This window comes from Olivibacter sp. CPCC 100613, from assembly GCF_036959255.1.
GTDB lineage: Bacteria > Bacteroidota > Bacteroidia > Sphingobacteriales > Sphingobacteriaceae > Olivibacter.
Genome location: NZ_JAWMTI010000001.1, coordinates 541,366 through 567,152 on the forward strand (window position 1 = coordinate 541,366; position 25,787 = coordinate 567,152).

A 25,787-nucleotide genomic window follows, 5' to 3' on the forward strand; every position below is an offset into this window, starting at 1 on the left:
TATGAGTTATAAGTCCCAATTTGTATGCACCGGCGAACCCAGCATCCTATTCCTTGATTTGTCTTTTTGCTATCAGATAATAAACCGGAATTCCTGCTAAAGTGATGATCAAGCCGGGCCAGGTATATTGTGGTTTGTAGATGATCAAAAGCACGCAAAAACTTAAGCCCATTAAAATATAAATAATTGGTAGCACCGGATAACCCAAGGCTTTATAGGGGCGCGGTTGCTCGGGTCGCTTCTTCCGCAAAACAAATATTCCTATAATGGTTAGCATATAGAATAGCACCACCACAAAGGAGATCATGTCCAGAAGATCGCCATAGCGACCACTTAAACACCATAAGGATGCAATAATGGCCTGTAGCCACAATGCTACCTCAGGAACAGCCTGCTTATTTAGGGTACCCACCTTCTTAAAAAAAACCCCTTCTTTGGCCATCGAGTAGTAAACGCGTGCACCCGCCATAATAAGACCATTGTTACATCCAAAAGTAGATACCATGATCATTAACGCAATGATAATCGTCCCTGCATTACCAAAAATAATATGAGATGCGGTCACAGCAACACGATCTTTTTCGGAAGCAGCCATCTCAGGAAGGCTCAAAACACCCGTATACATTAAATTGGTAAGCATATATAAGAGGGTGACCAGTATCGTTCCAAGTGCTAAACTAAGACCAACATTTCGTTGTGGGTTTTTAACTTCGCCTGCAATAAAAGCAACGCTATGCCAAGAATCACTACTAAAGATAGATCCTACCATAGCAGCAGCTATAGCACCAAAAGCGGCCATACTGGTATAGGTTTCCACCGAACCATCTACATTTAATCGCTGCAAATTCCAAGATGAACCGCTTAACCAATTTGCTTGCCATACGTCTGATTTAAGTGCAAATAATCCAAAAATAATTAGGAGAGCTAATGACAATATCTTCGCTAAGGTAATGATCGTTTGCACCCATTTGGCATTACTCACGCCACGGGTATTGATATAGGTCAACACCAAAATAACTACAATGCTAAGTAGTTGAGCGGGCGATAACTGAATAATACCTAAATCTGCTATCATTAAATCCTCACTAAATTGAGGTAAGAGATAGGCTGTAAACTTTGCAAACGCTACACCAACAGCAGCAATAGTGGCTGTTTGAATTACAGTAAAAAAGCTCCAGCCATATAAGAAGCTAATTAAGGGATTATAGGCCTCTTTCAAATAGATATATTGTCCACCGGCTTTTGGGAACATCGAACTAAGTTCGCCATAACTCAAAGCAGCAGTCAGCGTCATAAAACCGGTAATAAACCAAACAAACATTAACCAACCTGCGCTTCCCGTTTGACGGGTGATATCCGCGCTAACGATAAAGATGCCGGAACCAATCATGCTCCCCGCTACAAGCATGGTGGCGTCAATGAGTCGTAAAGCGGGTTTGAACCCCTTTTGATCGGTATCTTCTTTCCCTGTTGCGACAGCAGTAACAGTCAGCTCATTGTTATTTGAAATCATAGAATTTCCAATTTGTTTTGAAATCTTTAGCTAATTTTTGCTGTGTAAGAATCGCCCGCATCATTTCTATAGGCATCTGATTTTCTTTCATAAATGCGTCATGAAATGCTTTCATAGTCATTTTACCGCTGTCAACCAGTTCATGCTTCAGTCCCATAATCTGGATTCCTCCAAGCAAATAAGCTGCTTGATAAAGAGGGGGGTATCCTCCTTGGAACGACCGTCGCACCTCCCCTTCGGCATTTGCGCGCTCAAAGCCAACACGATCTACTAGAAAGTCTATGCATTCTTGAGGAGACCACTTCCCTAAATGATAGTTCAACGAGAAAATAATACGTGCACAACGGTGCATCCGCCAGAATAACATACCTATACGCTCCTCGGGAGTTTTGGCGAAACCATTTTCGTACAATAATAGCTCCCAATAGAGGGCCCAGCCTTCTGTATAAAAGGGTGTTCTGAATTCTCTTCTATAAGGTTTATAACGGCTATTCATAAAATATTGCAGGTGATGTCCCGGTATCAGCTCATGCTGAACAGTACCCCTTGAAAAATAGGGGTTATTCCCTCGCATACTCATCATCTTATCTTCGTATGCCATCTCCGGTGTTGGATAGGAGATGCTAATTTCTCTTCCCCCTGTGAAAAACGGATTTACCAGTTGCCTTTCCGGCGTCATCATAATCATTCCCCACGTTTCATCCGCCAATTCGGGCCAGGTAATCCAATCTCTCTTTGTAATAAAAGATTTTGCGTCATTATAGAGTTTAATAATCAATGCGGGTTGTTCGCCTGCAGGAACATAGCTGTTCTTCACCTGTTCTTGTGCCTTTTTCCAATCGGAACCGAAGCCCATTTCCTGCGACGCTTTCAGCAGCTCTTGATCACACCAGGCGAACTCTTGGTTGGCAATATCGATGAGCTCTTGGGGTGTATAAGGGATAAACTCTCTTCGCAGCAATTTGTTTAAGGTCACGTCACCTACAGGGTTTCCTTTAATACCACTATTATCGGGTTTTTGGGTCGTTCTCACTTCTCCGAGTGCAAACAGCCCTTCAGCATATTTTCCCAACAAAGAGTCCAACTCCTCAAAGGTTTTCGGTACCCACCAAGTAAACATCGGATCGTAACCATTATAAAATTTAAAAATGTTCTGCACCCGAGCTTGTAGCGCATAGACAGCCTGCTTTGCAAAATCGGCCTTTTTCATGTCAATTTTGGCCTGTTTAGGCAGCCCTTCCAGCTGAACTTTTAGATAGTTCACAAATCCGTTAAATTCTTTTGCAATCTGTTCACCATCAACAGAAACACCACGTAGCCGCATTTTCTCTAAACTATAGATCGAATCGGCAAAAGGAATAAAGGACTTGATGGCTTGATAATTTGCACGCTCTTCCTTCAATTCTTCCTGATAGCCTTCTAACTGATTTTTTAACAGCAGGTAGTCTACCTGACCATTAACCTGTAAATCATTAAATGGAAATTTAGCCAGTTCATCTAGGTACTGAATAGTGAGCTCATCCAATCTTTCCCGCTGTTGGGGTGAGTTCAAAACCGCTTGATAGGAAAACCCATTGGTTGCCCGCGGTGAATAAAAATCCAATATCGTGCGCACATCTTGATTGTACCGAATAATGGTCGGCGCTATTTCGCTTGTCTGTTTGTAGAAATCATTTGACTGTGCACCTGTTTCTTTTATCTGTACAATGAATAAGAAAACGAGTATCGCTTTTGAGAGCGAAATAATGGACTTCGGGCCTGTATTGATCATTTCTTCTTGCTGTTTATAAAATTATAACTTAGTGTACCCTCCTCATCTGGTCACCTTGCTAATCGAGTATCACCTACTGCTGCCCTAAGAAAAATGGAGGTTTATTATTGTTAATTGTTAGCAAGAGCAAATATAATTTTATCGGTAGGTAATGGCCGATCAAATATTAACCATTTATTACCTTATTTTAAAACGAAATGTAATATAGTAGTTAGCTTTCACATTCTTAGCCTTCAGGAATTTCGCTTTTAAAAAAGAAGGATTATTTTATACATCCCACTTGGACGCACCCAAGTGGGGCAAGGTGCTTCGGCTTGTCTATTCCGTTGCAACCCGTGGTCAGATGCCCATCCGTGAATCGGAGCCACCCTCTTGCGCAATGGCATGCCCTTCGTGCGCCGATTCACTGATTACCGTCTGCTTCGCATAATAATGGTGAAGGGGCATCTTTGACTGCCGGTTGCTGCCTCCACAGACTAGGCCATTGACGTCCTTCGGAACGGCTATGCGTCTGGGTGATAGCGCAGGGTAAAACGGCCTTCCAGGGTGAGCGTAAAGAAAATTCGGTTGGCAGGGTGGGCTAAAGTGTTATGCGAAAAAGCGAAGGGAAGGAATTGTGAATAGGGGCGGCTCCGCAGAACAGAGGGATAGGAACCGAATTTTTAGCGAGAACTGGACAGCCTTGATGTTTGCCTCACTTTGCATCGAAGGTAAAGTGAGATGAAACCGAGATGTAAATAATAATGGACACACAGGGCAACTATTATTTACTCGAGCTCTCATCAACCATTAAAAAGAAAACAATAGGATGAAATTAAAGAGAATAAAAATATGACTAAAATAATCCTTCCTTTAATATAAACACCTTTTCGTTCATTCCATGTAAAAAATTTGTAGCTGAAACTCTTTTTTTCGAAAAAGGGTTTCATATAAAAAATTAAAACTCTATTTTCAACGATGCGAGCATCCGACTCGCATGAGAAGACAATTTTAACCTGCAGATCAAAGATGGAATATACATTTGATGCCATTGTAATAGGTTCTGGTATTAGCGGTGGCTGGGCAGCAAAAGAGCTATGTGAGCGAGGCTTAAAAACACTCGTTATCGAGCGAGGCAGAATGGTAAAGCATGTCAAAGATTACCCCACTGCGATGCTTGATCCTTGGGATTTTCAACATGGCAACACGAAAACACGTGCGATGATTGATGAAAATCCAACCATCAGCAAGCATTATGCGTTTGATGAGTCAACCAAACATTTTTACATTCAGGATGCTATACATCCGTATATTCAGGAAAAGCCTTTCGATTGGATCCGTGGTTATCAAGTCGGCGGTAAGTCGCTCTTATGGGCAAGGCAGACCCAACGTTGGAGTGATTATGAATTTGAGGCGCCAAAACGTGACGGTTTTGCGGTTGATTGGCCCATTCGCCACCAGGATCTAGCACCTTGGTATAGTCATGTGGAAAAGTTTGTTGGTATTTCAGGTAATCGCGATGGGCTACCCAACCTTCCCGACAGCGAGGTTCTCCCGGCATTTGAAATGAATGTGGTTGAAAAACATATTAAAAATAAAATTAATCTCCATTTCCCGGATAGGCCTGTTATTATGGGAAGATGCGCGCATGTAACAGCACCACAAGCAATACACACCAATCAGGGGAGAACGAAATGTATGGCACGTTCATTATGTCAACGCGGCTGTCCCTTTGGGGCCTATTTCAGTTCAAACGCTTCAACCTTACCTTGGGCAGAAAAAACGGGTCATCTCACCATCAAAACAGATACCGTTGTTCATTCGATCATCTATGACGAAAAAACAGGAAAGGCCCTTGGTGTGAAGGCGATTGAGAGCGACACAAAAAAAGAGCATTTCTACAAAGCCCGTATTATATTTGTAAATGGAGCTACCTTAAATAGTAACTTGATATTATTAAATTCCAAATCAGCTAAATTCCCTGATGGGCTCGGCAACCTTAATGGCTTAATGGGGACACACATCGCCTTTCATAATTATCGAGGTCGAATAACGGCTTCTCTAGAAGGATTTGAAGACCAATATTATTTTGGCCGACGTCCAACTCAAGTTTTTATGCCCTCTTTCAGAAATGTATACAAGCAGGAGACAGATTTTTTACGCGGTTATATGGTCGCTTTTAGTGCAAGTAGGGAAGGATGGGCCAAACCGGTAGATGGTATCGGCGCTTCTTTCAAGGAGGCGCTTACAGAAGCCGGAAAATGGACTATTTCTATGATGATGCAGGGAGAGACTGTGCCCATTAAGGAAAACCATGTCCGATTGAGCAAAGAAAAATCGGATCAATGGGGTGTCCCCCTACTGATTACTTCTATCGCCTATACGGAAAACGATGATAAGCAACTTCAGGATTTTTTTCAGGAAGGCACAAAAATGCTTGAAATGGCTGGTTGTAAAGACCTTGTCACAGTTGATCAACATGCAATCGGCTATAGAAATCCCGGACTTGAGGTACATGACATGGGGGGTGTACGTATGGGACATGACCCGGAAACATCGCTTTTAAATAAATGGAATCAACTACATCATTGTAAGAATGTATTTGTGACAGACGGTGCATGCATGACCTCAACGGGCAATCAAAACCCTTCCCTTACCTTTATGGCATTGACAGCACGAGCGGCAAATTATGCAGCAGATGAAATAAGAAAGGGCAACCTATAACAGGTCGCCCTCCTTCAAGAACAATCTAAAAGCTAGAACTTCATTACAAAGCCTCCGTATGACTCCATAGGCATTAAAACTTCGTTTGTTGCTTTCACCGGATGGTGGGTAATCAATGTCGAACCCTTGCCATCAACAAACATCTCTCCGTCCTTGCTATGAATAAAAGATAAATCAAGCTTAAGATCTCTCGGCTTTTCTTCTCCATTAATAGCCGCGACATACCAATTTTCACCCGATTTGCGTGCGATGACCACATACTTACCTGGATAACCATCTATAAACTTTACATCATCCCAACTATTCGGTAATGAACGTAAAAAATCTCGAACATCATCCGATACTTTCTCCATGCCTTCAGGAGACTCTGCATAATGTTGTATGCCTGAAAGAAAGAGTACACTTGTGGCCAATTCAAACGCACTACTTGTTTTCCGTTGTACACTGCTTTGAATTTTATAAAGATTCATCGGCGTAAAATCCATCGGATCGAATGCATTGCGTGTAAAAGGAAGCATGGTGGCGTGCGTAGCTTCTTTGTCGGCATCTGCCTGACCAAATGTAACCATTTCAAAGCCTCGAACCGCTTCTGCCGTCATCAGGTGCGGGTACGTCCTCGCCCAACCTCTTGGCAAGGTAGCGCCATGAAAGTTTACCAATAATTGGTAACTGGCGGCATCTTCTAAGATTTCTTGATAATAACGAATAACCGATTGACCGTCTCCGCCGAAGAAATCGACCTTGATTCCTTTAATGCCCATTTCCTTTAAACGCTTAAACTCCTGTTGCCTACCGGTGTGGCTTAGTAATTTATCTTTGGGTGTATATTTTACCGTGTTCCAGTCCCCGGCAGAATTATACCATAAAATTAGTCCAACGCCTTTCCGACTGGCATACGCAGATAATTCAGCGATTTTTTCGTAACCAATTTTTGTATCCCAATTCACATCGATCAGGCAATATTGCCATTTCATACTTGCCGCAAAATCAATATACCGCTTTTGTTCATCATAGGTAATAAAATCGTCCTTGGAATTAATCCAGCTCCACGAGGCCTTTCCGGGTTTAATGAAGGAGGAATCGGTATTCATCGCGGGCGGAGCAAGGTCGGTCCCTAAGGTAGATTCAATTATGGTTGCCAAATTGCCAACGGTAACAATCCTCCATGGAGAATAGAACGCTTTATCTGAACGAGGTAAAATACCATCGCTCACGATTTCTTCTCTTGAATCGGGAAAAGTGATGTGATAAATTCCGTTGGGTGACTGCGCTGCCAAACGGCTTGCACAATACTGACTATCCAAAGCCGCTTCTGTAATAAGTAACCAGTTATTGCCGCTTTTAAACAACGAAGGATATATCCAGCCCGCTCCTGTTTTCTCTGGCGTCCCAACGGGTATTTCCTGCTCATAATGTTCCTCATAAGAAGGATTCGTATGCTCCCAACCGGTTTTAGCAACGGCCATAGGTTGTAACCAAGCCTTTGACCCTGTTGGTAAGTGATAAGTTGTCAATTCTTTTTCAACCTTGGTGTGTGTTTTTATGTCAGGAAAATAGTAACGGAAAGCTAAGCCATCATTGGCTAATTGAAATATGATGCGACAATGTTGACCTTCTTCATTTTGTAACCCCAAAACCAGACCATTTGCTGCATAGTGATTTTGTTTTCTCTTTGCATTGTGCATTACATAGTCATCGTTAATGCCCTCATATACGGAATCGGATAGTACTTGTAACTTGTCCTCGAAACTGGTTTGGCTGAGTAAAGCGCCCAATCGGGATGAGTCCAAGACAAGCGTGTCATTTTTGCGAAGCTGATACCATAGTCGTCCTCTTTCATCCAGTTTATAGGTCAGCACAATTTTCCCATCAGGGCTCTTCAATACCGATTGTGAGCCAGATCGGCAAGCCGCGAAAACTAAACAACAAAGAAATAGTGCACCGTACCGGAGCCGATCCCATTTTTGCTGAAATAGTACCATCCTTATTTAATTAAAAATTTATAGATTGTTTTGGTTTGATAGCGTTCACTTGGTTTTAATACCGTGGAAGGAAAAGCCGGTTGATTGGGTGAATCAGGAAAATGCTGCGTTTCCAAACAAAAGGCCGAGCGATACCCGTAATCTTTACCGCCTTTGCCTATAGGTTGTCCCCCCTCCATAAAATTGCCACTATAGAATTGTATGCCGGGCTCTTCCGTCAACACTTCCATTTCAATACCGGTTTTGGGACTGTATACGCGAGCTGCTGACTGCAAGCCATCTTTCTTATTTAATACAAAATTATGATCATACCCTTTTCCTCTCTTCATTTGCTCATCATTTGCATTAATTCGTGCACCAATCGGTGTTGCTTTTCTAAAATCGAAAGCTGTGCCCGTAACGTCCAAAAATTTACCTGTTGGAATCAACGTTTCATCTACAGGGGTAATTTTATCGGCGTAAATGGTTAGATCATGATCTAAAATGGTGGCATCACCTTCTCCATTTAAATTAAAATAGGCATGATTTGTTAAATTTAAAACGGTTGCTTTATCGGTAGTAGCGGTATAGTCAATTTCTAAACGATTATCATCTTTTAAAGAATAAACAACAGTCATATCGACATTGCCAGGATAACCCGCTTCTCCATCGATCGAATGATACGTTAGTTTTACTGTTTTTTCATCTACTTGCTCGGCATCCCATACCTTATCATACACACCATTAGCCCCGCCATGTAATGAGTTTTCTCCATCGTTTTTTTCCAGTTGATACGTTTTTCCATCAAGGGTAAACTGCCCTTTTGCAATGCGATTTCCATAACGTCCAACAATAGCCCCATAAAAAGTTGCTTTATTTGCTTTATAGGTAGCCGCTTTATCATAGCCTAATACAACATCAGTTTGCGTACCTTGTTTATTGGGTACAAGCAAACTGACCAAACGTGCACCATAATTTGTAACGGTTGCCTTTGCTTTGGCATTTGTAAGCGTGTACAATTGCACCTCTTTTCCGTCTATTTCCGCATTGAAAGTCGAGGCCGTATCGGTTTGATTTGCTTCTGCTTTTTCAGCTGACTGCTGTGCGCGTTGATTACAAGCACTATTTAGAAGGCTTGCAGTCAAAATGGTAACATAAATTATTTTGTTCATGATTTATTATCTATTCGTTTGCGAATTCGTGATAAGTTAATAAGGGCCAATTATCGTGTACCACGAGGAGATACCAGCTTAACATACCTACCTCATTTTAATTTTAAAGATATGAAAAGAATAAGGAGCTAGCTGTGTCTCTAGTGTTTTACCTTGTAGAACGACTTGATCTATTTTCGGACTCACCCTGTTGGGATCTTGGATTGTGTTTTCCTCCTCCAACCCAGCCGCTAAGAGAACGTGCTCAACATCCTGTGCTAAGCTACCTTTAGTCTGTATTTTAAAGCTCCCATCGATTGCGTAGTCATTGTGATTTACCACTTTGATAATTACTTCATTTATTTTCTGATCCAGGACGGCCGAAGCATAGACACCTTGCTGTCCACTCACAGCCTCATTTTCCATGCGGATAGGTATTACATCTGTTCCTTTGTTGGTAGCATATAGCTTCTGCACCTGATAGTTCGGTGTACCATAAGCCTGTAAGTTATCTACCCAGATTAAATCCGGTGTCCATTGCCATCCATCTACATGGGCGAATAAAGGCGCATAAGACGCCATACCAACAACGTCCGCATTTCGCTCTACCCCCGTCAGAAACGCTGCTTCTGCAATAGCTGCTTTCCAATTGTTTCGATTACCGGTACCTGCTGTGCGATCGGTATGAGCAGCATATTCACCCGCAAAGATTTTGGGACCTTGACGATCATAGGCATCGTAACGATTCGCATGCGTCAAAAACCAATCTGGACTACGATAATAATGTTCATCGATAAAATCAACCTGTAAGCGTCTCAATTCTTTATTGAGAAATTCGAAACGCTCACCTTCCGGATCGGTACCTGAGCTTGCAACAATCTTAATTTCAGGATAGTGTGCATTCAGGGCTTTTTTAAACACTTCCAATCGTTCTATATATTGTGGACCCCAATTTTCATTTCCCACACCCAGCATTTTCAAATTAAAGGGTTGCGGATGTCCCATTGCTGCTCGTAACTGACCCCACTTTGTACTAAGATCTCCATTGGCAAACGCGATTAAATCCAGGGCATCTTGTACATATTCATCTAACTCATCCAGCGGTACCAACTCAGCGGTATTAAATTGGCAGGCCATTCCACAATTTAATATTGGAAGCGGTTCGGCACCAATATCCTCGGCCAATTGAAAGTACTCAAAGAACCCTAAACCAAATGTCTGGTAATAATCGGGTGTTAAGCGATGCTTAAATTCCGTATTCCAGCGATTGATGATCAGTTTACGATCTTCAACTGGCCCAACCGTTTTTTTCCATTGAAAACGATTTGCTAAATCCCTACCTTCTACAATACAGCCCCCGGGAAAGCGTATAAAACCAGGTTTCATGTCAGCCAACAATTGTACCATATCGGCACGTAATCCTCCCGGTCTTTTTTTCCAAGTATCTTCGGGAAAAAGTGAGATCATATCTAAATCCAAAACACCTTTGCCTTCAAACCAAAGAATGAATTTGGCTTTTGGTTCTGTTCTCGTAGCTTGAAAACTTATTTGTTGTTTTTGCCAATCTACACCCGTTTTTTCCGGGCGAAAGTTACTCTCCCCAATGATAGCGCCTAGACTATCGACCAATTGCACATGGAGTGTAATACCAGGAGTGCTTTGCTTATACAAAATGCTAAAGTCGTATCGAAGGCCTTGTTTAACTCCCATTCCTCGAAAGCCTTCATTCCTTAATCCAACTTTACCTGCTGATAAGTTAGTATTGACTCGTAAAAAACGAGGATTATTTGGCTTATCTTTTCGATTTAATACCAAGAAAGCTCCTTCTCCAATATTTTCTCCCAGCTTCTTCCAGCCCATAAAAGGATCCGCGAATTCAAAGGACCGATTTTTTATAAGTTCGGCATAAATCCCTCCGTCAGCTCCTAAATTAATATCCTCAAAAAATACCCCCCACATGTTTGGTGATATGTCGGCTATTGGGTGAGAAGCATCGATGGTAAACGTCTTTTTCTCCTGAGCATGTACGTTGAGTATACAGCTCAAAATAAATGCTCCTAACAACTTACTGCGCATCATTCGATTATATTTTCTATCGTTTATACTGCTAATTTAACTCCAAGACAGCCACAGAGAAAGGCGGTAGGGTGACTGAAATTTGGTTATTTTTAATATTGCCCCCTTTAAATACCTCGGGTTTTATATAATCCGGCTTTTCAAAAGAATTAAAATCTCTTAGTTTTTTCGAAGTAAGTAATCTTCCACTTAGGTTTTTATATTCTTTATCACTTAGTTCAATCGTCACTTCTTGTTGTTTTTTTGGATCGATGTTGACCAGCGATATATGCGCATTGCCGTCCTTTGCAATGGATGCAGAAGCAGAAACAGCAGGAATGGACTCGCCGTTAAATGAAAGATTTTGGCTATTTACTTCAATTGGAACCAATTTGGCATCCTGATGCACTTTGTACATTTCCAAAACATGGTAGGTTGGCGTTACCAGCATCTTGTCCCCTTCGGTTAATATAACCGCTTGCAGCACATTCACCGTTTGCGCCAGATTAGCCATTTGCACCCGTTCTGCATGATTGTTGAATATATTGAGCGTCATACCGGCTATCATCGCATCCCTCATGGTATTTTGTTGATATAAAAAGCCGGGATTAGTGCCAGGCTCTACCTCGTACCAACCGCCCCATTCGTCCACAACCAGTGCAATCTCCTTTTTAGGATCATATTTATCCATGATTGCGCTGTGCTTTTCCACCAATTCATTCATAAACCAGGCAGATTTCATCGTTTTGAAATACTGTTCATCGGTATACATGGTTGCTGAACCTTTCTTTTGCCAGTCAATTACTGCATAATGATGCAATGCGAGTCCTTTAACCAATGATTTGGGTATCTTTTTCATAAGCGTCTCCGTCCACTCGTAGTTATCGCTGTTAGCACCTGATGCGATACGAAACAACCCACCATTATTTGTCCAATCTGACATAAAAGTGGCGTATTTACGGTATACATCTGCATAATATTCGGGTGTCATATTTCCCCCACAACCCCACGCTTCGTTACCGACTCCCCAAAACCGAACTTTCCATGGTTTATCACGCCCATTTTCCCTTCGAAGATCAGACATCGGACTTTTTCCATCAAAATTGACGTATTGAACCCAATCGGCCAATTCTTGCACCTCTCCGCTACCTACGTTGCCTGCCAAATATGGCTCCGTACCAAGTAGTTCACACATATTTAAAAAATCATGAGTACCAAAACTGTTATTCTCGGTCACTCCTCCCCACCAAGTATTCACAATACTTGGTCGCTTTCCCTTCGGCCCGATACCATCCTTCCAATGATACGTATCCGCAAAACAACCGCCCGGCCAACGAAGATTGGGTATGTTTAATTTTTTTAATGCCTCAATCACATCATTGCGAACACCGTTGGTATGTGGAACGGTTTTATTGTCCTCGCCTACATAAATGCCATCGTAGATGCAACGGCCCAAATGTTCGGCAAAATGCCCGTAGATATGTTTATTAATGGTAACGGTGTCTTTCCCCGGCAGTAATTTCACCAGGTTTTGCGCCCATAATGTCGTGCCGGAAATCAGCAGGGACAGTAAGGCAATAAGTGGTTTTTTGTTCATGGTATCAATTTTGGTAACTAACAATAATTGGCTATATACTCGCCTAAGATAGAAAATTATTAATAAATGTAAAACAAACATTTAAAACAAGTCGATTCGCTGCGCCAGTTGAATTTTAGATTGATTTGTTGCATGTGTTTTATGTATTGTTTTTTGCGTTAAGCTTAAATTGGTCTGACGAATATAGAAGCTTTTTATTAAACGTCAAAAAAACATTTAATAAAAATTGTCTAAAAAACACTTATTTAAATACTTAATCGTTTAAACAAATGATTATCTTTGTAACATCGTATGTTTTTTCGATTTGATAAAGCAAATAGAATTTGATTATATTTATCGCATGTAATGCATCCGTGGAACTAATTTTTACATAAATGCTGATAATGATCTTAAATGAATATTATCTTACCGATCTAATTACCTTTAAATTATGACGAAATACTCAAAACAAACACGCCTACTTGTTGCTGTAGACTGTATTATCTTTGGATTTGATGGAGAAAGCCTTAAATTACTGCTTATCCAAAGAGGCTTTGAACCCGAAAAAAATAAATGGAGTTTAATGGGTGGGTTTGTGGAACCGAGCGAAACACCCGAAACGGCAGCCGCACGTGTTTTAAAACAATTAACAGGCTTAGAGCATGTATATATGGAGCAAATGGAAGTTTTCGGTGAGCCTAATCGGGATCCAATCGAAAGAACCATCAGTATAGCTTATTACGCCCTTATTGATATTCGTAAGTATAAAGATCAGCTTAGCAAGGAATACCGTGCCGAGTGGATGCCATTAAAGGAAATACCGAAACTCATCTTCGATCATAATAGCATGGTAGAGCATGCAAAGAAAAAATTGCGTTATAAGGCAGCGCTGCATCCGATACTCTTCGAATTGCTCCCCGAAAAATTCACCATTCCGCAAATACTTACACTTTACGAGGGTGTTTATGATATCGTTCTGGATAAAAGAAACTTCAACAGAAAACTTTTGTCCACAGGTTTACTCGTGCGTCAGAAAGATAAGGATAAGGAAAATTCGAAAAAAGGTGCATTTTATTACAAACTCAATAAGGAAACCTATAAAGACAAAATAAGCTCATTCTTAAACTTTATACCAAACCCTTAATTTTTTTAACCACATTTTTTCGATAATATTTTTTTATCTAAAAAAATAAATGTTATTTTGACACGAAATGACAGAAGAGATTGACAGACTGACCAATTAGTATCGCAAACTTCACAGCACTGTGACTCTCTATATATAAAAAAACAACGAACAAAATACGCTTTAGTATATGGACAATGCATATGTTATCGGAGTAGACTATGGTACGGATTCCGTACGGTCTGTGTTAGTGGATGCACATAATGGACAAGAGATCGCTTCCTCCATCTATTATTATCCGCGATGGAAACAGGGTTTATACTGCAACCCCTCCATCAATCAATTCAGGCAACACCCCTTAGATTATATCGAAGGTCTGGAATACACGATTAAAGACTGCTTACAGCAAGTCGGGGAACAAATATCCACTCGCGTAAAGGCGATCGCTGTTGATACGACGGGTTCAACACCTGTTGCCGTTGACAAAACAGGGACACCGCTTGCGTTACTTCCTACTTTTCAGGAAAATCCAAATGCGATGTTCGTGCTTTGGAAAGATCATACCGCCGTAAGGGAAGCCGATGAGATTAATCAAACAGCTAAAAAATTTGACATTAACTACCTGCAATATGTAGGTGGAATTTACTCCTCAGAATGGTTTTGGGCTAAGTTGCTTCATATTCTACGTCAAGATAAAGATGTAGCAAACAACTTATTTACTTGGGTTGAGCATTGTGATTGGATTCCATTTTTACTAACTGGCGGCCGAGATGCGTTAGCAATTAAAAGAGGTGTATGTTCAGCCGGTCATAAATCTCTCTGGAATGAATCGTTCGACGGGTATCCACCAAATGAATTCTTTGCTGCAGTAGACCCTTTATTGAATGGTTTCACAGCCAATATTTCGAAGGAAACCTATACGGCGGATAAAGAGGCGGGCCATTTGTGTGAAGAATGGGCGCAAAAGCTCGGCCTCAGCACATCAGTGATTATCGGAATTGGTGCTTTTGACGCCCATATGGGTGCTGTTGGTGGACAAATCGAACCCTATTATTTGAGTAAGGTGATGGGTACTTCTACCTGCGATATGTTAGTAGCACCAAAACATGAAGTAGACGGCATCTTAGTAGGCGGTATCTGCGGCCAAGTTGATGGCTCGGTTATTCCCGGAATGTTGGGAATGGAGGCTGGCCAATCAGCATTTGGCGATGCTTATGCCTGGTTTAAAAACTTACTGATATGGCCGCTGAAGAACTTGTTGCCAACAAACGATGATCCGGCCTTGGAGGCCCTGATCAATCAGGTTGAACATCAAATAATTCCACAACTAAGCAAGCTCGCCGAAAAAATAGAACCCAGCATACAACAAGAATTGGCAATTGACTGGCTAAACGGCAGGAGAACACCTGATGCCAATCAAGCACTTAAAGGCGCTTTTTTTGATCTAAATTTGGGCACAAATGCCGTGCAACTTTTTAGGGCAATAGTAGAAGCAACTTGTTTCGGGGCTAAAAAGATTGTCGATCGCTTCAATGAACAAGGTGTGCCGGTTAAAGGCTTAATCGGCATGGGCGGAGTTGCCAGAAAAGCACCTTTTATTATGCAAATGATGGCAGATGTAATGGATATGCCAATAAAAATCCATCGTTCCGAACAAACCTGTGCCATTGGCGCAGCTATGTTTGCTGCCACCGCAGCCGGGCTATATGCAAAGGTAGAGGACGCTATGAATGCGATGGGGCAAGGCTTTGACGCAGAATATCATCCGAATCCACAGCGAACAGCGATTTATAAACAACGCTATGAAAAGTATACACAAATGGGTACGCTCATCGAAGAAAATTTAACCTTGAACGAGCATACATTAACTCCTATCGCTTAAAATTTATGGCTAACTATCAAGAGATAAGAAACGCAGCATATGAAAGCAATATGCAACTCCCGAAGCTAGGCTTAGTTCTTTTTACCTTTGGCAATGTGAGCGTTGTCGATCGGTCGAGCGGGGTCTTTGCGATCAAGCCAAGTGGCATTCCATATGAAAAACTAAGTCCCGAAAACATGGTTATTGTTGATTTTGAAGGCAATACAGTTGAGGGAGATATGAGACCTTCTTCTGACACGAAAACCCATGCCGTATTATACAAACATTGGGAACATATTGGCGGAATTGTTCATACACACTCAACATACGCTACAGCATGGGCGCAAAGTCAACGGGACATTCCCATTTTTGGTACAACGCACGCAGACCATCTTACTACCGATATTCCATGTGCTCCGCCCATGGCAGATGAGATGATTCAAGGTAATTATGAATATGAAACAGGTTTCCAAATTCTCAACCATTTTAAAGAACACGGTTTGGATTATCGGGAAGTAGAAATGATCTTAGTAGGAAACCATGCACCCTTCACTTGGGGTAAAACGGCAGAAAAGGCTGTTTATAACAGCGCTGTCCTGGAAACAGTGGCGCAAATGGCTTTGTTAACAGAGCAGATCAATCCCAATGCACCTCGGCTTAAAGATTCATTGATCAAAAAGCATTTTGAAAGAAAGCATGGTCCAGACTCCTATTATGGACAACAATAAATTTTAAGCTTTAAGGCATGAGGTGTAAGGCGTACTTCATAACATAAGTAACATTGCTAACAACAAATAACGAATAACGAATATGTTAAATTTAAAAACTTTTGATGTCTGGTTTATTACAGGCAGTCAAGACTTATACGGACCGGAAACACTTGCACAGGCAGCGGAGCATGCTAGCCAGATTGCCGATTATTTGAGTAAGCAAGCATTGATTCCTGTCAATATCGTATACAAACCCATCGTAAAAAACGCAGAAGAAATATACAATACGATTGCTGAAGCCAATAAGGACACCAATTGTATTGGCATCATTACCTGGATGCATACGTTTTCTCCCGCAAAAATGTGGATCAGGGGGTTGAATGCACTCAAGAAGCCTTTATTGCACTTACATACTCAATACAACCGCGATATTCCATGGAATAGCATTGACATGGATTTCATGAACCTTAATCAAAGCGCGCATGGCGACCGTGAATTCGGCTTTATCGTTTCTAGGATGCGAATTAATAGAAAAGTCGTGACTGGTTTCTGGCAAGATGAAGATGTTGCCAAAAAAATTGGCATCTGGACCAGAGCTGCCGCGGCCTGGCATGATTGGCAAGGAGCAAAATTTGTACGCTTCGGTGATAATATGCGATATGTCGCCGTAACCGATGGAGATAAAGTGGAAGCCGAAATGAAATTCGGCTTCTCGGTGAACACTTATGCCATCGGTGACCTAGTAGCTGAAATAAACAAAATAAGCGATGAGGAGGTTCTTGCCCTTGTAAAAATATACGAAGAAGAGTACACACTTGCTGATAATGCAAAGGAAGGCGGGGCACAACGGCAACATGTATTGGATGCGGCAAAGATTGAAATCGGTTTAAAGAACTTTCTGCAAGCTGGCGGATATAAAGGGTTTACGGATACTTTTGAAGACTTACACGGCCTGGTACAACTTCCTGGTATTGCAGCGCAACGGCTCATGCAACAGGGCTACGGCTTTGCCGGAGAAGGTGACTGGAAAACACCTGCATTAGTACGTGCCTGCAAAGTAATGGCTTCCGGTTTGCCTGGAGCCAATGCCTTTATGGAAGATTATACGTATCACTTCGATCCCAATAACGCGATGGTACTTGGATCGCACATGCTTGAAGTGGACGCCTCTCTAGCAAAGGATAAACCGCGCTTAGAAGTTCATCCCTTGGGTATTGGCGGAAAAGCTGATCCGGCTCGCCTTGTATTTAATGCCGCCGGAGGGAAAGCATTGAACGCTTCGCTCGTGGATATGGGGAATAGGTTCCGTCTTATTGTAAATGCCGTAGAGGGCATTGATGTCCAAAATGAACTACCAAAACTACCAGTTGCACGTGTTCTTTGGAAACCATTGCCAGACATGAAAACGGCTTGTACGGCTTGGATTTATGCGGGCGGTGCACACCACACTGTTTATAGCCAAAACCTGACAAGCGAATACCTGGAAGATTTTGCTCGTATTGCAGGTATTGAATTTGTCAAAATCGATGAAAACACCAAACTTGATCAATTCGAAAATGAATTGAAGTGGAGTGAAGTGTTTTATCAAATTCAGAAATAAAATAAAAAAGGTGGCGCAATGACTCTTTCGCCACCTTTCTGCTAACCTTTTAACCTTAAAAATCCATTATGGGAAAATTTGCACAAATTGATTATATCATATTCCTGATCTACTTTGTGGTGGTGGCAGGATATGGATATTGGATTTATCGCAAGAAAAACAATGCGAATGCCAGTAGTAAAGATTATTTTTTGGCAGAGGGATCTTTAACGTGGTGGGCAATTGGCGCTTCACTTATCGCCTCAAATATATCTGCCGAGCAATTCATTGGTATGAGTGGTAACGGCTTTACCGTTGGTGTAGCCGTAGCGGCTTACGAATGGATAGCAGCCTTAGCGCTCATCATTGTAGCGGTGTGGTTTATTCCTGTTTATCTGAAAAACAAGATTTTCACCATGCCGCAATTCTTAAATAATCGATATAATGAAACAACTAGTCTCATTATGGCCGTGTTCTGGCTATTCTTATATATCTTCGTAAACCTAACATCAATTCTATTCTTAGGAGCTTTGGCCATTAATAATTTAGCGGGGGGTGGAAGCTTTCACATGATTGTATTGGCTTTATCGATCTTTGCAGTGATCATTACCTTAGGTGGTATGCGCGTAATCGGCTTCACAGACGTTATTCAAGTGCTTGTACTTATTATTGGAGGCGTAGCCACAACCTATGTCGCGCTTACGCTAGTAAGTGAGCACTTTGGTTTGGGTAAAGATGTGTTGGCAGGCTTCTCACAGTTGATGAAAGATTCGCCAGAGCATTTCAAAATGATCATCGAAAAACCGACAGCTTCATCTTCTCAAGAGGAAATCAATAAATACCTTATGCTACCGGGGCTAGGGATGTATTTGGCGGGAATATGGATCGTTAATTTAAATTATTGGGGCTGTAATCAATATATTACCCAACGTGCGCTGGGGGCGGATTTAAAAACGGCTCGTACGGGGATTCTATTTGCCGGGTTTTTGAAACTTTTTATGCCAGTCATCGTGATGCTACCTGGGATCGCTGCTTATGTACTCTATAAAAACGGAGCGCTGCAAGAAGAAATGGCTCCGGGAGGGCATTTCAATCCTGACAATGCCTATTCGGCAATTTTAGGCTTCTTGCCGGACGGCATGAAGGGTTTGTCGCTGGCCGCTTTGACAGCAGCTATTGTAGCTTCATTAGCAGGAAAGGCTAATAGTATAGCTACTATTTTTACGATGGATATCTATAAAAAGTATATGAATAAAGATGCTTCCGAAAAGAATTTAGTAAATGTTGGAAAAATTACGGTAATAGTCGCTATCCTTGCGTCTATTCTCTTCACGTGGGACGATATGCTTGGAATAGGTGGAGAAGGTGGATTTACTTTTATCCAAAAATATACTGGCTTTATAAGCCCCGGCGTATTGGCCATGTTTTTACTGGGTATGTTTTGGAAACGAACTACGGGAAGTGCCGCGATTGTAGGGTTGGTTATGGGATTCGTTTTATCCGTCGTTTTTAATAATTATGCACCAACGTGGTTCGGCAATGATACGTTATTGTACACCGCTTATCCGAATGGACGGGGCGCCTATGAAATCCCCTTCCAGATTTGCATGGGGCTTTCATTCTTATTCACCGTTATTGCCATGATTGCTATTAGTTTAGCCGGGCCAAAAGTAAACCCTAAAGCCTTTGTATTAGATACCAAGATGTTTAAAGTAGAACCTTCTGTGATGGTTATGATTGTATTAACTTTATTGTTAGTGAGTGCACTCTACGTAAGATTTTGGTAAAATCTGAAACAGCCCGACCCTCCATCGTTGATCAATGGAGGGTCGGGCTGTTTATATTGAAAATATCGTGCGATACGCTTTTAAAGAAATCTTAAAAATGGCCCGAAGGCCCTAACATAATCAAAACAGCTCAACAAAATTGATAAAATATTACTAATTTTGTACAAGAAATGTTGCATAAACCAAATTTTATTTTTTACATTTGCAACCATTATTAATGTAAAGAAAAATTCTTTAACAAGATGAATATAGCTGATATGCATATAATAATCGCTAAATCTTCCAATCCTGGAGGTGCTAGGGTTACGCCATGCATAAAGGCAACCAGTAATAAGCTTGTTTTAAGAGTCCGACGACCCATTATGCCCCGGGCTTGATTCGAGGGCATACCCACTCCACAAAAAATGCAATAGCGAGTCCGGTTATTGTATCCATCAAAATAGTTAACAAAAAGATAATCAAAATCAAACGGTAGAGCAAAATGTGTTTTATTGTTTTGTTCTCTTGGGGAATGCTCATTCAATGAATACTTCAAATTTTGTTGTTATTCCAGCAAACGAATCGCATATCGGATATGCGGAGCAGATTTGCAACGAAATGGCGGAATCTGCCAAAGCGCGTGGTACTGGCATTGCACGTAGAAAACCAGAATACATAGCCAATAAGATGCTTGAGGGGAAGGCTGTTATCGCGCTTCAAAAAGATGGCACCTGGGCAGGTTTCTGCTACATCGAAACGTGGAGCCATGGCGAGTATGTTGCCAATTCGGGTCTTATCGTTAATCCGCTTTTCCGGAAGGAAGGATTAGCAAAAGCCATTAAAAAACGGATTTTTGATTTATCACGCGAAAAATATCCCAAGTCGAAAATATTTGGCCTGACTACCGGCTTTGCCGTCATGAAAATCAATTCGGAGCTTGGCTACGAACCCGTTCCTTATTCAGAGCTAACCCAAGATGAAGAATTTTGGAAAGGTTGCCAAAGTTGTGTAAATTACGATATTTTAATGGGTAAAGACCGTAAAAACTGTATGTGCACCGCTATGTTATGGGATCCTGTTGAAAAGGAAAAAGAGCTTCGGCAAAAAATTGAACAAAAAGCAAAAGCAAAAGAGCGTTTGAAACAAATGCAAAAAAAGCATTCTTTATTAAAACGTATCGAATTAAGTCTGAGGAGAAGAAGTAAAATGATCGCCACTTTATTCTTAGCGTACGATTGAGCGAATCTATTATCCACAACTTACAGTAGCGAGCTTCATTATTATTTAAAAATAAATCATTCTAATGAAACCTGCATAAATTGCCATAACAAAGGATATAAATAATTTATGCAAGCTTCATCACCGATAAAGAACATATTTAATCAGATGAAAAAGAAAGTAGTATTAGCATTTAGCGGGGGGTTAGACACCTCTTTCTGTGCCATTTACCTATCCAAAGATATGGGCCTGGAAGTTCATTCAGTTATCGTCAATACGGGTGGATTTTCGGAAGATGAACTTAAACAGATCGAAGCACGTGCTTATGAACTCGGCGTCGTTTCACATGCTACGATCGACGAAACGCAGAACTATTATAATGATAGCATAAAATACCTTGTTTATGGGAATGTATTAAAAAATGCGACCTATCCTTTATCAGTAAGTGCTGAGCGTGTATGTCAAGCAACTGCTATCGCCAACTATGTAAAGAAGATCGACGCAAACTTCGTCGCCCATGGAAGTACCGGAGCAGGGAATGACCAAGTGCGTTTTGATATGATTTTCAATATTCTAATTCCAAATGTGGAAATTATCACGCCAATTAGGGATTTGAAATTAAGTCGGGAATCCGAGATCGATTATTTACACAACCATGGTGTTGCTTATAGTGCTGAGAAAGCAAAATATTCCATTAATAAAGGAATCTGGGGAACTTCTGTGGGTGGAAAAGAAACCTTAACCTCTCATGAAACCCTACCTGAAGAGGCTTGGCCAACACAGGTAACAGCCAGTGAAAGCAGGAGAATCACAATCGAATTCGAAAAAGGAGAACCTGTGGCGCTAGACGGAGAGCAATTGGGGCCGGTGAAGGTGATACAAAAATTGCAAGCAATTGCTCAACCCTATGGAATAGGAAGAGACATTCATGTGGGCGATACCATCATAGGTATCAAAGGAAGAGTTGGTTTCGAGGCCGCTGCACCAGTTGTTATTATTAAGGCACATCATACGCTTGAAAAACATACGCTTACGAAATGGCAGTTAAGCTGGAAAGATCAGTTGGCTTCATTTTATGGAAACTGGATGCATGAAGGGCAGTTTCACGATCCAATCATGCGTGACATTGAGGCCTTCTTGCAAAGTTCGCAGGAAATGGTTAGCGGTAAAGTTTTTATTGAACTAAACCCTTATCGATTTAACGTAATCGGTGTGGAATCAGAACATGACTTAATGTCAAGTAAGTTTGGAAGCTATGGCGAGATGAATAACGCATGGACAGGAGAAGATGTGAAAGGATTCTCTAAAATCTTCGGCAATCAGGTGATGATTTGGCATAAGGTGAATCAGAAATAATATTAGGTATGAGTTGTGTGTTTCGGATTGCTTACTTGGCACATCTCGTAACGTGCAACTGACAACTTGCAATTCATAAAAAATGAATAAAATAAAAGTAGGTATTGTTGGTGGAGCAGGCTATACCGGTGGCGAACTTTTGAGAATTCTCATTAACCATCCGTATGTAGATATTGTTTTTGTAAATAGCAACAGCAACGCAGGGAATCCCGTTTATTCAGTACACACTGATTTATTTGGGGACACGGAGCTTCAGTTTACGGATAAACTTTCTCAACATATTGATGTTTTATTTCTTTGCGTTGGCCACGGTGCTGCACGCAAGTTTCTAGAGGCGAATTCCATTGATGAGTCGATACGAATAATTGATTTGAGTCAAGACTATCGGTTGAAGTCGACAGCGGAAAACTTTATTTATGGGTTACCTGAACTTCAACGAGAGGCCATAAAAACGGCACAGCACATTGCGAACCCAGGTTGTTTTGCTACGGCGATTCAATTAGGTTTACTGCCTTTGGCAGCCAACGGATTGCTTCGTTCCGAAATACATATCAATGCAACAACAGGTTCAACAGGTGCAGGGCAAAGTTTGTCATCAACCTCACATTTTAGCTGGAGAAACAACAACCTTTCAGTCTACAAAGCTTTTGAGCATCAACATCTGCATGAAATAGGTGAAAGTCTTATTCAACTCCAGTCTTCGTTTGACCAAACAATTAATTTCGTACCACAGCGCGGGGCCTTTACGCGAGGTATCTTAGCATCTACCTATTTAGAGTCGACATTATCTGTTGCCGAGGCTTACGATTTATACAGGAATTATTACGCAAATCATCCATTTACACATGTGAGTCTCAACAACATAGACTTGAAACAAGTGGTGAACACCAATAAAGCACTAATTCATTTAGAAAAGCATGGTAATAAGCTGATGATTATATCCATCATTGACAATTTGCTAAAAGGGGCAAGTGGACAGGCGGTGCAAAATATGAATCTTTTATTTGGATTGGAAGAAACAATAGGATTAAAGCTAAAGGCAATTGGTTTTTGAGTTACAAGTAGTACGTTATACGTTTAATCTCAAAATGCAGAATTATAAAGAATTGATTGTATGGAAAAAAGCGCATCAAGCGAAGCCTAATATCTATAAAACCAGCGCGACTTTCCCTAAAAAGAACAATGCGGCTTAACCAGCCACTTAACACCCATAAATCCAATGAAACTATTCGACGTATATCCCATAAATCCAATTGAAATTGTAAAAGGAACGGGTTCTTATGTTTATGATGCCAATGGGCAAGAATATTTAGATCTATATGGTGGCCATGCGGTTATTTCCATAGGCCATAGCCATCCCCATTATATCCAGCGAATAACGGATCAGCTGAACAAGATAGGCTTTTACTCAAATTCGATCGAAATACCTTTACAAAAGCAATTGGCCGAATTGTTGGGCAAAGTTTCTGATAAAAAAGATTATCAGCTCTTTTTATGTAATTCCGGGGCAGAAGCAAATGAAAATGCACTCAAGCTCGCTTCTTTTTACAATGGTCGTAAAAAAGTGATCGCATTCAAAGGCGCGTTCCATGGAAGAACTTCGCTAGCTGTATCAGCCACCGATAATCCAAAAATTATAGCACCCGTAAACGAAACAGATCATGTTACTTTCCTTCCCTTTAATGATGAGGATGCACTGGAGAAAACTTTTGCTGAACAGGGCGAGCTGATTTCTTCGGTTATCATCGAGGGTATACAAGGGGTTGGCGGTATAAAAGTAGCAAGCCATCGTTTCCTACAAAAAATAAGACGTCTAACAGAACAGTATAATGCGCTCTTTATTGCTGATTCGGTTCAATGTGGATATGGACGTTCCGGAAAATTCTATTCGCACGATCATGCAAGCACGCAAGCAGATATCTATAGTATGGCGAAAGGTATGGGTAATGGTTTTCCAATCGGTGCCATTTCCATTGCTCCTAAGATTAAACCCTGGTTTGGCCAATTAGGTACTACATTTGGCGGTAATCACTTAGCGTGTGTAGCAGCGCTATCCGTTTTGGAGACTTTGGAAAAAGACCAGCTAATAGAAAATGCTGCGCAAGTGGGAAGGTATCTGATGCAGGAGCTTAAAGGTTTTGATAAGGTCAAGGAAGTAAGAGGGGAAGGATTAATGATAGGCATAGAGCTACCGGAAGCGTTAAATCAGGTTAAAAAAGACTTGCTATTTAAAAATCATATATTTACCGGTGAAGCTAAACCCAACGTGATCCGCTTGCTTCCCGCATTGAATCTGGGGAAGAAAGAAGCAGACAGGTTTTTGGAGGCGCTGGAGGAAAGATTGAAAGGAATTTAACGGAAGTGTAGGCTTCAGACAGAAAGGTAAGGATATAAAATTATTGCGTTGTATCTCGTATGTTTTAACACTTGCAACGGGCAACACCCAATTGACAACTATTTTAAAACAACACTTAATGAAGAATTTTTTTTCTGTGGCGGATGTTGATGATCTATCAGCCCTTGTCAAAGAGGCTTTAGCGCTCAAAGCCACACCGAATGCCCATCGCACCTTGGGTCAGCACAAAATGCTTGGACTTGTTTTCCTAAACCCTAGTTTACGTACGCGACTTAGTACACAAAAAGCGGCAATGAATCTAGGAATGGATGTTATGGTGATGAATATGGACAAGGATGGTTGGGCACTTGAAACCAGAGACGGGGTTGTGATGGATGGCACCACGGTTGAACATATTAGGGAAGCTGCAGCCGTCATGGGAACGTATTGTGATATATTGGGTTTACGTTCCTTTCCTGGTTTAAAAGACCGCAAAGAAGACTACAGCGAAGATCTTTTTAATAAGTTTTCAACGTATTGCAAAAAACCGCTTATCAGTTTAGAAAGCGCAACACGCCATCCACTTCAGAGCTTAACGGATTTAATTACCATATTAGAAAATACGACCGTTGCTTCCAAACCAAAGGTGGTGCTCACTTGGGCTCCCCATGTCAAAGCGTTGCCACAAGCAGTTCCCAATTCATTTGCTGAATGGATGTGCAAAGCACAACAACAAGGATTAGTCGACTTTACCATTACGCACCCGGAAGGATATGAGCTGGATGAGCACTTTACAAAAGGAGCAACGATTATTACCAATCAGCAGGAGGCATTAAAAAATGCTGATTTTGTCTACGTCAAGAACTGGTCGAGTTATCAAGAGTACGGAAAAATACTAATTACCGGTCGAGACTGGATGCCTACGCCTGAAAAACTAAAAGCAACAAATAAAGCAAAGATCATGCATTGCTTGCCTGTTAGAAGAGATCTTGAATTGGCCTCAGCCTTGCTAGATGGTCCCGACTCACTTGTTATTCAAGAAGCTGGTAATCGCGTATGGGCAGCCCAGGTTGTATTGAAAAGAATATTGTCCAACCTATAAGCATCCC

Annotated in this window: 17 protein-coding genes; 11 read left to right on the forward strand and 6 right to left on the reverse strand. The window is 41.3% G+C overall.

All coding sequences use genetic code 11. The features are described from left to right. Window positions 1-46 precede the first annotated feature (46 nt). Window positions 47-1,513: an APC family permease gene (locus tag RYH73_RS02095; RefSeq protein ID WP_335311601.1), complete on the reverse strand. Its 1,467-nt coding sequence runs from the start codon at window positions 1,511-1,513 to the stop codon at window positions 47-49. Then, entirely contained in the window at window positions 1,500-3,284 is a 1,785-nt protein-coding gene (locus RYH73_RS02100; protein WP_335311602.1) for a DUF885 family protein, read from the reverse strand. The genes RYH73_RS02095 and RYH73_RS02100 overlap by 14 nt, the downstream gene beginning before the upstream one ends. A gap of 1,008 nt (window positions 3,285-4,292) precedes the next feature. Between RYH73_RS02100 and RYH73_RS02105 the strand changes: the two genes are divergently transcribed. Further along, window positions 4,293-5,987 (forward strand): GMC family oxidoreductase, encoded by a 1,695-nt coding sequence (locus tag RYH73_RS02105; protein WP_335311603.1) that lies wholly within the window; start codon window positions 4,293-4,295, stop codon window positions 5,985-5,987. Between the two features lie 32 nt (window positions 5,988-6,019). Here the strand turns inward: RYH73_RS02105 and RYH73_RS02110 are convergent, their stop codons facing one another. The 4 genes from RYH73_RS02110 to RYH73_RS02125 form a co-directional block, all read right to left on the reverse strand. Next, complete coding sequence (locus RYH73_RS02110) at window positions 6,020-7,969, reverse strand: glycoside hydrolase family 97 protein (protein WP_335311604.1); 1,950 nt, start codon at window positions 7,967-7,969, stop codon at window positions 6,020-6,022. Between the two features lie 2 nt (window positions 7,970-7,971). Then, a complete protein-coding gene (locus RYH73_RS02115; protein WP_335311605.1) occupies window positions 7,972-9,120 on the reverse strand; it encodes an aldose epimerase family protein in 1,149 nt (382 codons plus the stop codon). 87 nt (window positions 9,121-9,207) lie between these two features. Next, window positions 9,208-11,178, reverse strand: a complete 1,971-nt coding sequence (locus tag RYH73_RS02120; protein WP_335311606.1) for an alpha-L-arabinofuranosidase C-terminal domain-containing protein — start codon at window positions 11,176-11,178, stop codon at window positions 9,208-9,210. A gap of 28 nt (window positions 11,179-11,206) precedes the next feature. Next, window positions 11,207-12,751, reverse strand: a complete 1,545-nt coding sequence (locus tag RYH73_RS02125; RefSeq protein WP_335311607.1) for an alpha-N-arabinofuranosidase — start codon at window positions 12,749-12,751, stop codon at window positions 11,207-11,209. A gap of 430 nt (window positions 12,752-13,181) precedes the next feature. On the opposite strand from RYH73_RS02125, the gene RYH73_RS02130 reads away from it, so the two are divergent. The 10 genes from RYH73_RS02130 to RYH73_RS02175 all read left to right on the forward strand — a co-directional run bounded on the left by RYH73_RS02130 (window position 13,182) and on the right by RYH73_RS02175 (window position 25,780). Further along, the gene (locus RYH73_RS02130) at window positions 13,182-13,874 is read left to right on the forward strand and encodes an NUDIX hydrolase (protein WP_335311608.1); all 693 of its coding nucleotides are present in this window, start codon (window positions 13,182-13,184) and stop codon (window positions 13,872-13,874) included. Between the two features lie 169 nt (window positions 13,875-14,043). After that, a complete protein-coding gene (locus tag RYH73_RS02135; RefSeq protein ID WP_335311609.1) occupies window positions 14,044-15,735 on the forward strand; it encodes a ribulokinase in 1,692 nt (563 codons plus the stop codon). Between the two features lie 5 nt (window positions 15,736-15,740). Continuing rightward, on the forward strand, window positions 15,741-16,442 hold the full coding sequence (locus RYH73_RS02140) for an L-ribulose-5-phosphate 4-epimerase (protein WP_335311610.1): 702 nt from the start codon (window positions 15,741-15,743) through the stop codon (window positions 16,440-16,442). Between the two features lie 82 nt (window positions 16,443-16,524). Further along, on the forward strand, window positions 16,525-18,024 hold the full coding sequence (araA, locus tag RYH73_RS02145) for an L-arabinose isomerase (protein ID WP_335311611.1): 1,500 nt from the start codon (window positions 16,525-16,527) through the stop codon (window positions 18,022-18,024). Between the two features lie 68 nt (window positions 18,025-18,092). Continuing rightward, on the forward strand, window positions 18,093-19,790 hold the full coding sequence (locus tag RYH73_RS02150; RefSeq protein WP_335311612.1) for a sodium:solute symporter family transporter: 1,698 nt from the start codon (window positions 18,093-18,095) through the stop codon (window positions 19,788-19,790). Between the two features lie 522 nt (window positions 19,791-20,312). Further along, complete coding sequence (locus RYH73_RS02155; RefSeq protein ID WP_335312587.1) at window positions 20,313-21,008, forward strand: GNAT family N-acetyltransferase; 696 nt, start codon at window positions 20,313-20,315, stop codon at window positions 21,006-21,008. Between the two features lie 147 nt (window positions 21,009-21,155). Next, window positions 21,156-22,343, forward strand: a complete 1,188-nt coding sequence (argG, locus tag RYH73_RS02160) for an argininosuccinate synthase (protein WP_335311613.1) — start codon at window positions 21,156-21,158, stop codon at window positions 22,341-22,343. Window positions 22,344-22,425: 82 nt separating this feature from the next. Next, the gene (gene argC, locus RYH73_RS02165) at window positions 22,426-23,397 is read left to right on the forward strand and encodes an N-acetyl-gamma-glutamyl-phosphate reductase (protein WP_335311614.1); all 972 of its coding nucleotides are present in this window, start codon (window positions 22,426-22,428) and stop codon (window positions 23,395-23,397) included. A gap of 165 nt (window positions 23,398-23,562) precedes the next feature. Further along, window positions 23,563-24,699: an aspartate aminotransferase family protein gene (locus RYH73_RS02170; RefSeq protein ID WP_335311615.1), complete on the forward strand. Its 1,137-nt coding sequence runs from the start codon at window positions 23,563-23,565 to the stop codon at window positions 24,697-24,699. Between the two features lie 118 nt (window positions 24,700-24,817). After that, entirely contained in the window at window positions 24,818-25,780 is a 963-nt protein-coding gene (locus tag RYH73_RS02175; RefSeq protein ID WP_335311616.1) for an acetylornithine carbamoyltransferase, read from the forward strand. The last annotated feature ends 7 nt before the right edge of the window (window positions 25,781-25,787 follow it).

Excerpts from the sequence above, each read along its gene's own strand:
- RYH73_RS02095 (WP_335311601.1), bottom strand. The coding sequence starts at position 1,513 with ATGATTTCAAATAACAATGAGCTGACTGTTACTGCTGTCGCAACAGGG.
- RYH73_RS02100 (WP_335311602.1), bottom strand. The coding sequence starts at position 3,284 with ATGATCAATACAGGCCCGAAGTCCATTATTTCGCTCTCAAAAGCGATA.
- RYH73_RS02105 (WP_335311603.1), top strand. The coding sequence starts at position 4,293 with ATGGAATATACATTTGATGCCATTGTAATAGGTTCTGGTATTAGCGGT.
- RYH73_RS02110 (WP_335311604.1), bottom strand. The coding sequence starts at position 7,969 with ATGGTACTATTTCAGCAAAAATGGGATCGGCTCCGGTACGGTGCACTA.
- RYH73_RS02115 (WP_335311605.1), bottom strand. The coding sequence starts at position 9,120 with ATGAACAAAATAATTTATGTTACCATTTTGACTGCAAGCCTTCTAAAT.
- RYH73_RS02120 (WP_335311606.1), bottom strand. The coding sequence starts at position 11,178 with ATGATGCGCAGTAAGTTGTTAGGAGCATTTATTTTGAGCTGTATACTC.
- RYH73_RS02125 (WP_335311607.1), bottom strand. The coding sequence starts at position 12,751 with ATGAACAAAAAACCACTTATTGCCTTACTGTCCCTGCTGATTTCCGGC.
- RYH73_RS02130 (WP_335311608.1), top strand. The coding sequence starts at position 13,182 with ATGACGAAATACTCAAAACAAACACGCCTACTTGTTGCTGTAGACTGT.
- RYH73_RS02135 (WP_335311609.1), top strand. The coding sequence starts at position 14,044 with ATGGACAATGCATATGTTATCGGAGTAGACTATGGTACGGATTCCGTA.
- RYH73_RS02140 (WP_335311610.1), top strand. The coding sequence starts at position 15,741 with ATGGCTAACTATCAAGAGATAAGAAACGCAGCATATGAAAGCAATATG.
- araA (WP_335311611.1), top strand. The coding sequence starts at position 16,525 with ATGTTAAATTTAAAAACTTTTGATGTCTGGTTTATTACAGGCAGTCAA.
- RYH73_RS02150 (WP_335311612.1), top strand. The coding sequence starts at position 18,093 with ATGGGAAAATTTGCACAAATTGATTATATCATATTCCTGATCTACTTT.
- RYH73_RS02155 (WP_335312587.1), top strand. The coding sequence starts at position 20,313 with ATGAATACTTCAAATTTTGTTGTTATTCCAGCAAACGAATCGCATATC.
- argG (WP_335311613.1), top strand. The coding sequence starts at position 21,156 with ATGAAAAAGAAAGTAGTATTAGCATTTAGCGGGGGGTTAGACACCTCT.
- argC (WP_335311614.1), top strand. The coding sequence starts at position 22,426 with ATGAATAAAATAAAAGTAGGTATTGTTGGTGGAGCAGGCTATACCGGT.
- RYH73_RS02170 (WP_335311615.1), top strand. The coding sequence starts at position 23,563 with ATGAAACTATTCGACGTATATCCCATAAATCCAATTGAAATTGTAAAA.
- RYH73_RS02175 (WP_335311616.1), top strand. The coding sequence starts at position 24,818 with ATGAAGAATTTTTTTTCTGTGGCGGATGTTGATGATCTATCAGCCCTT.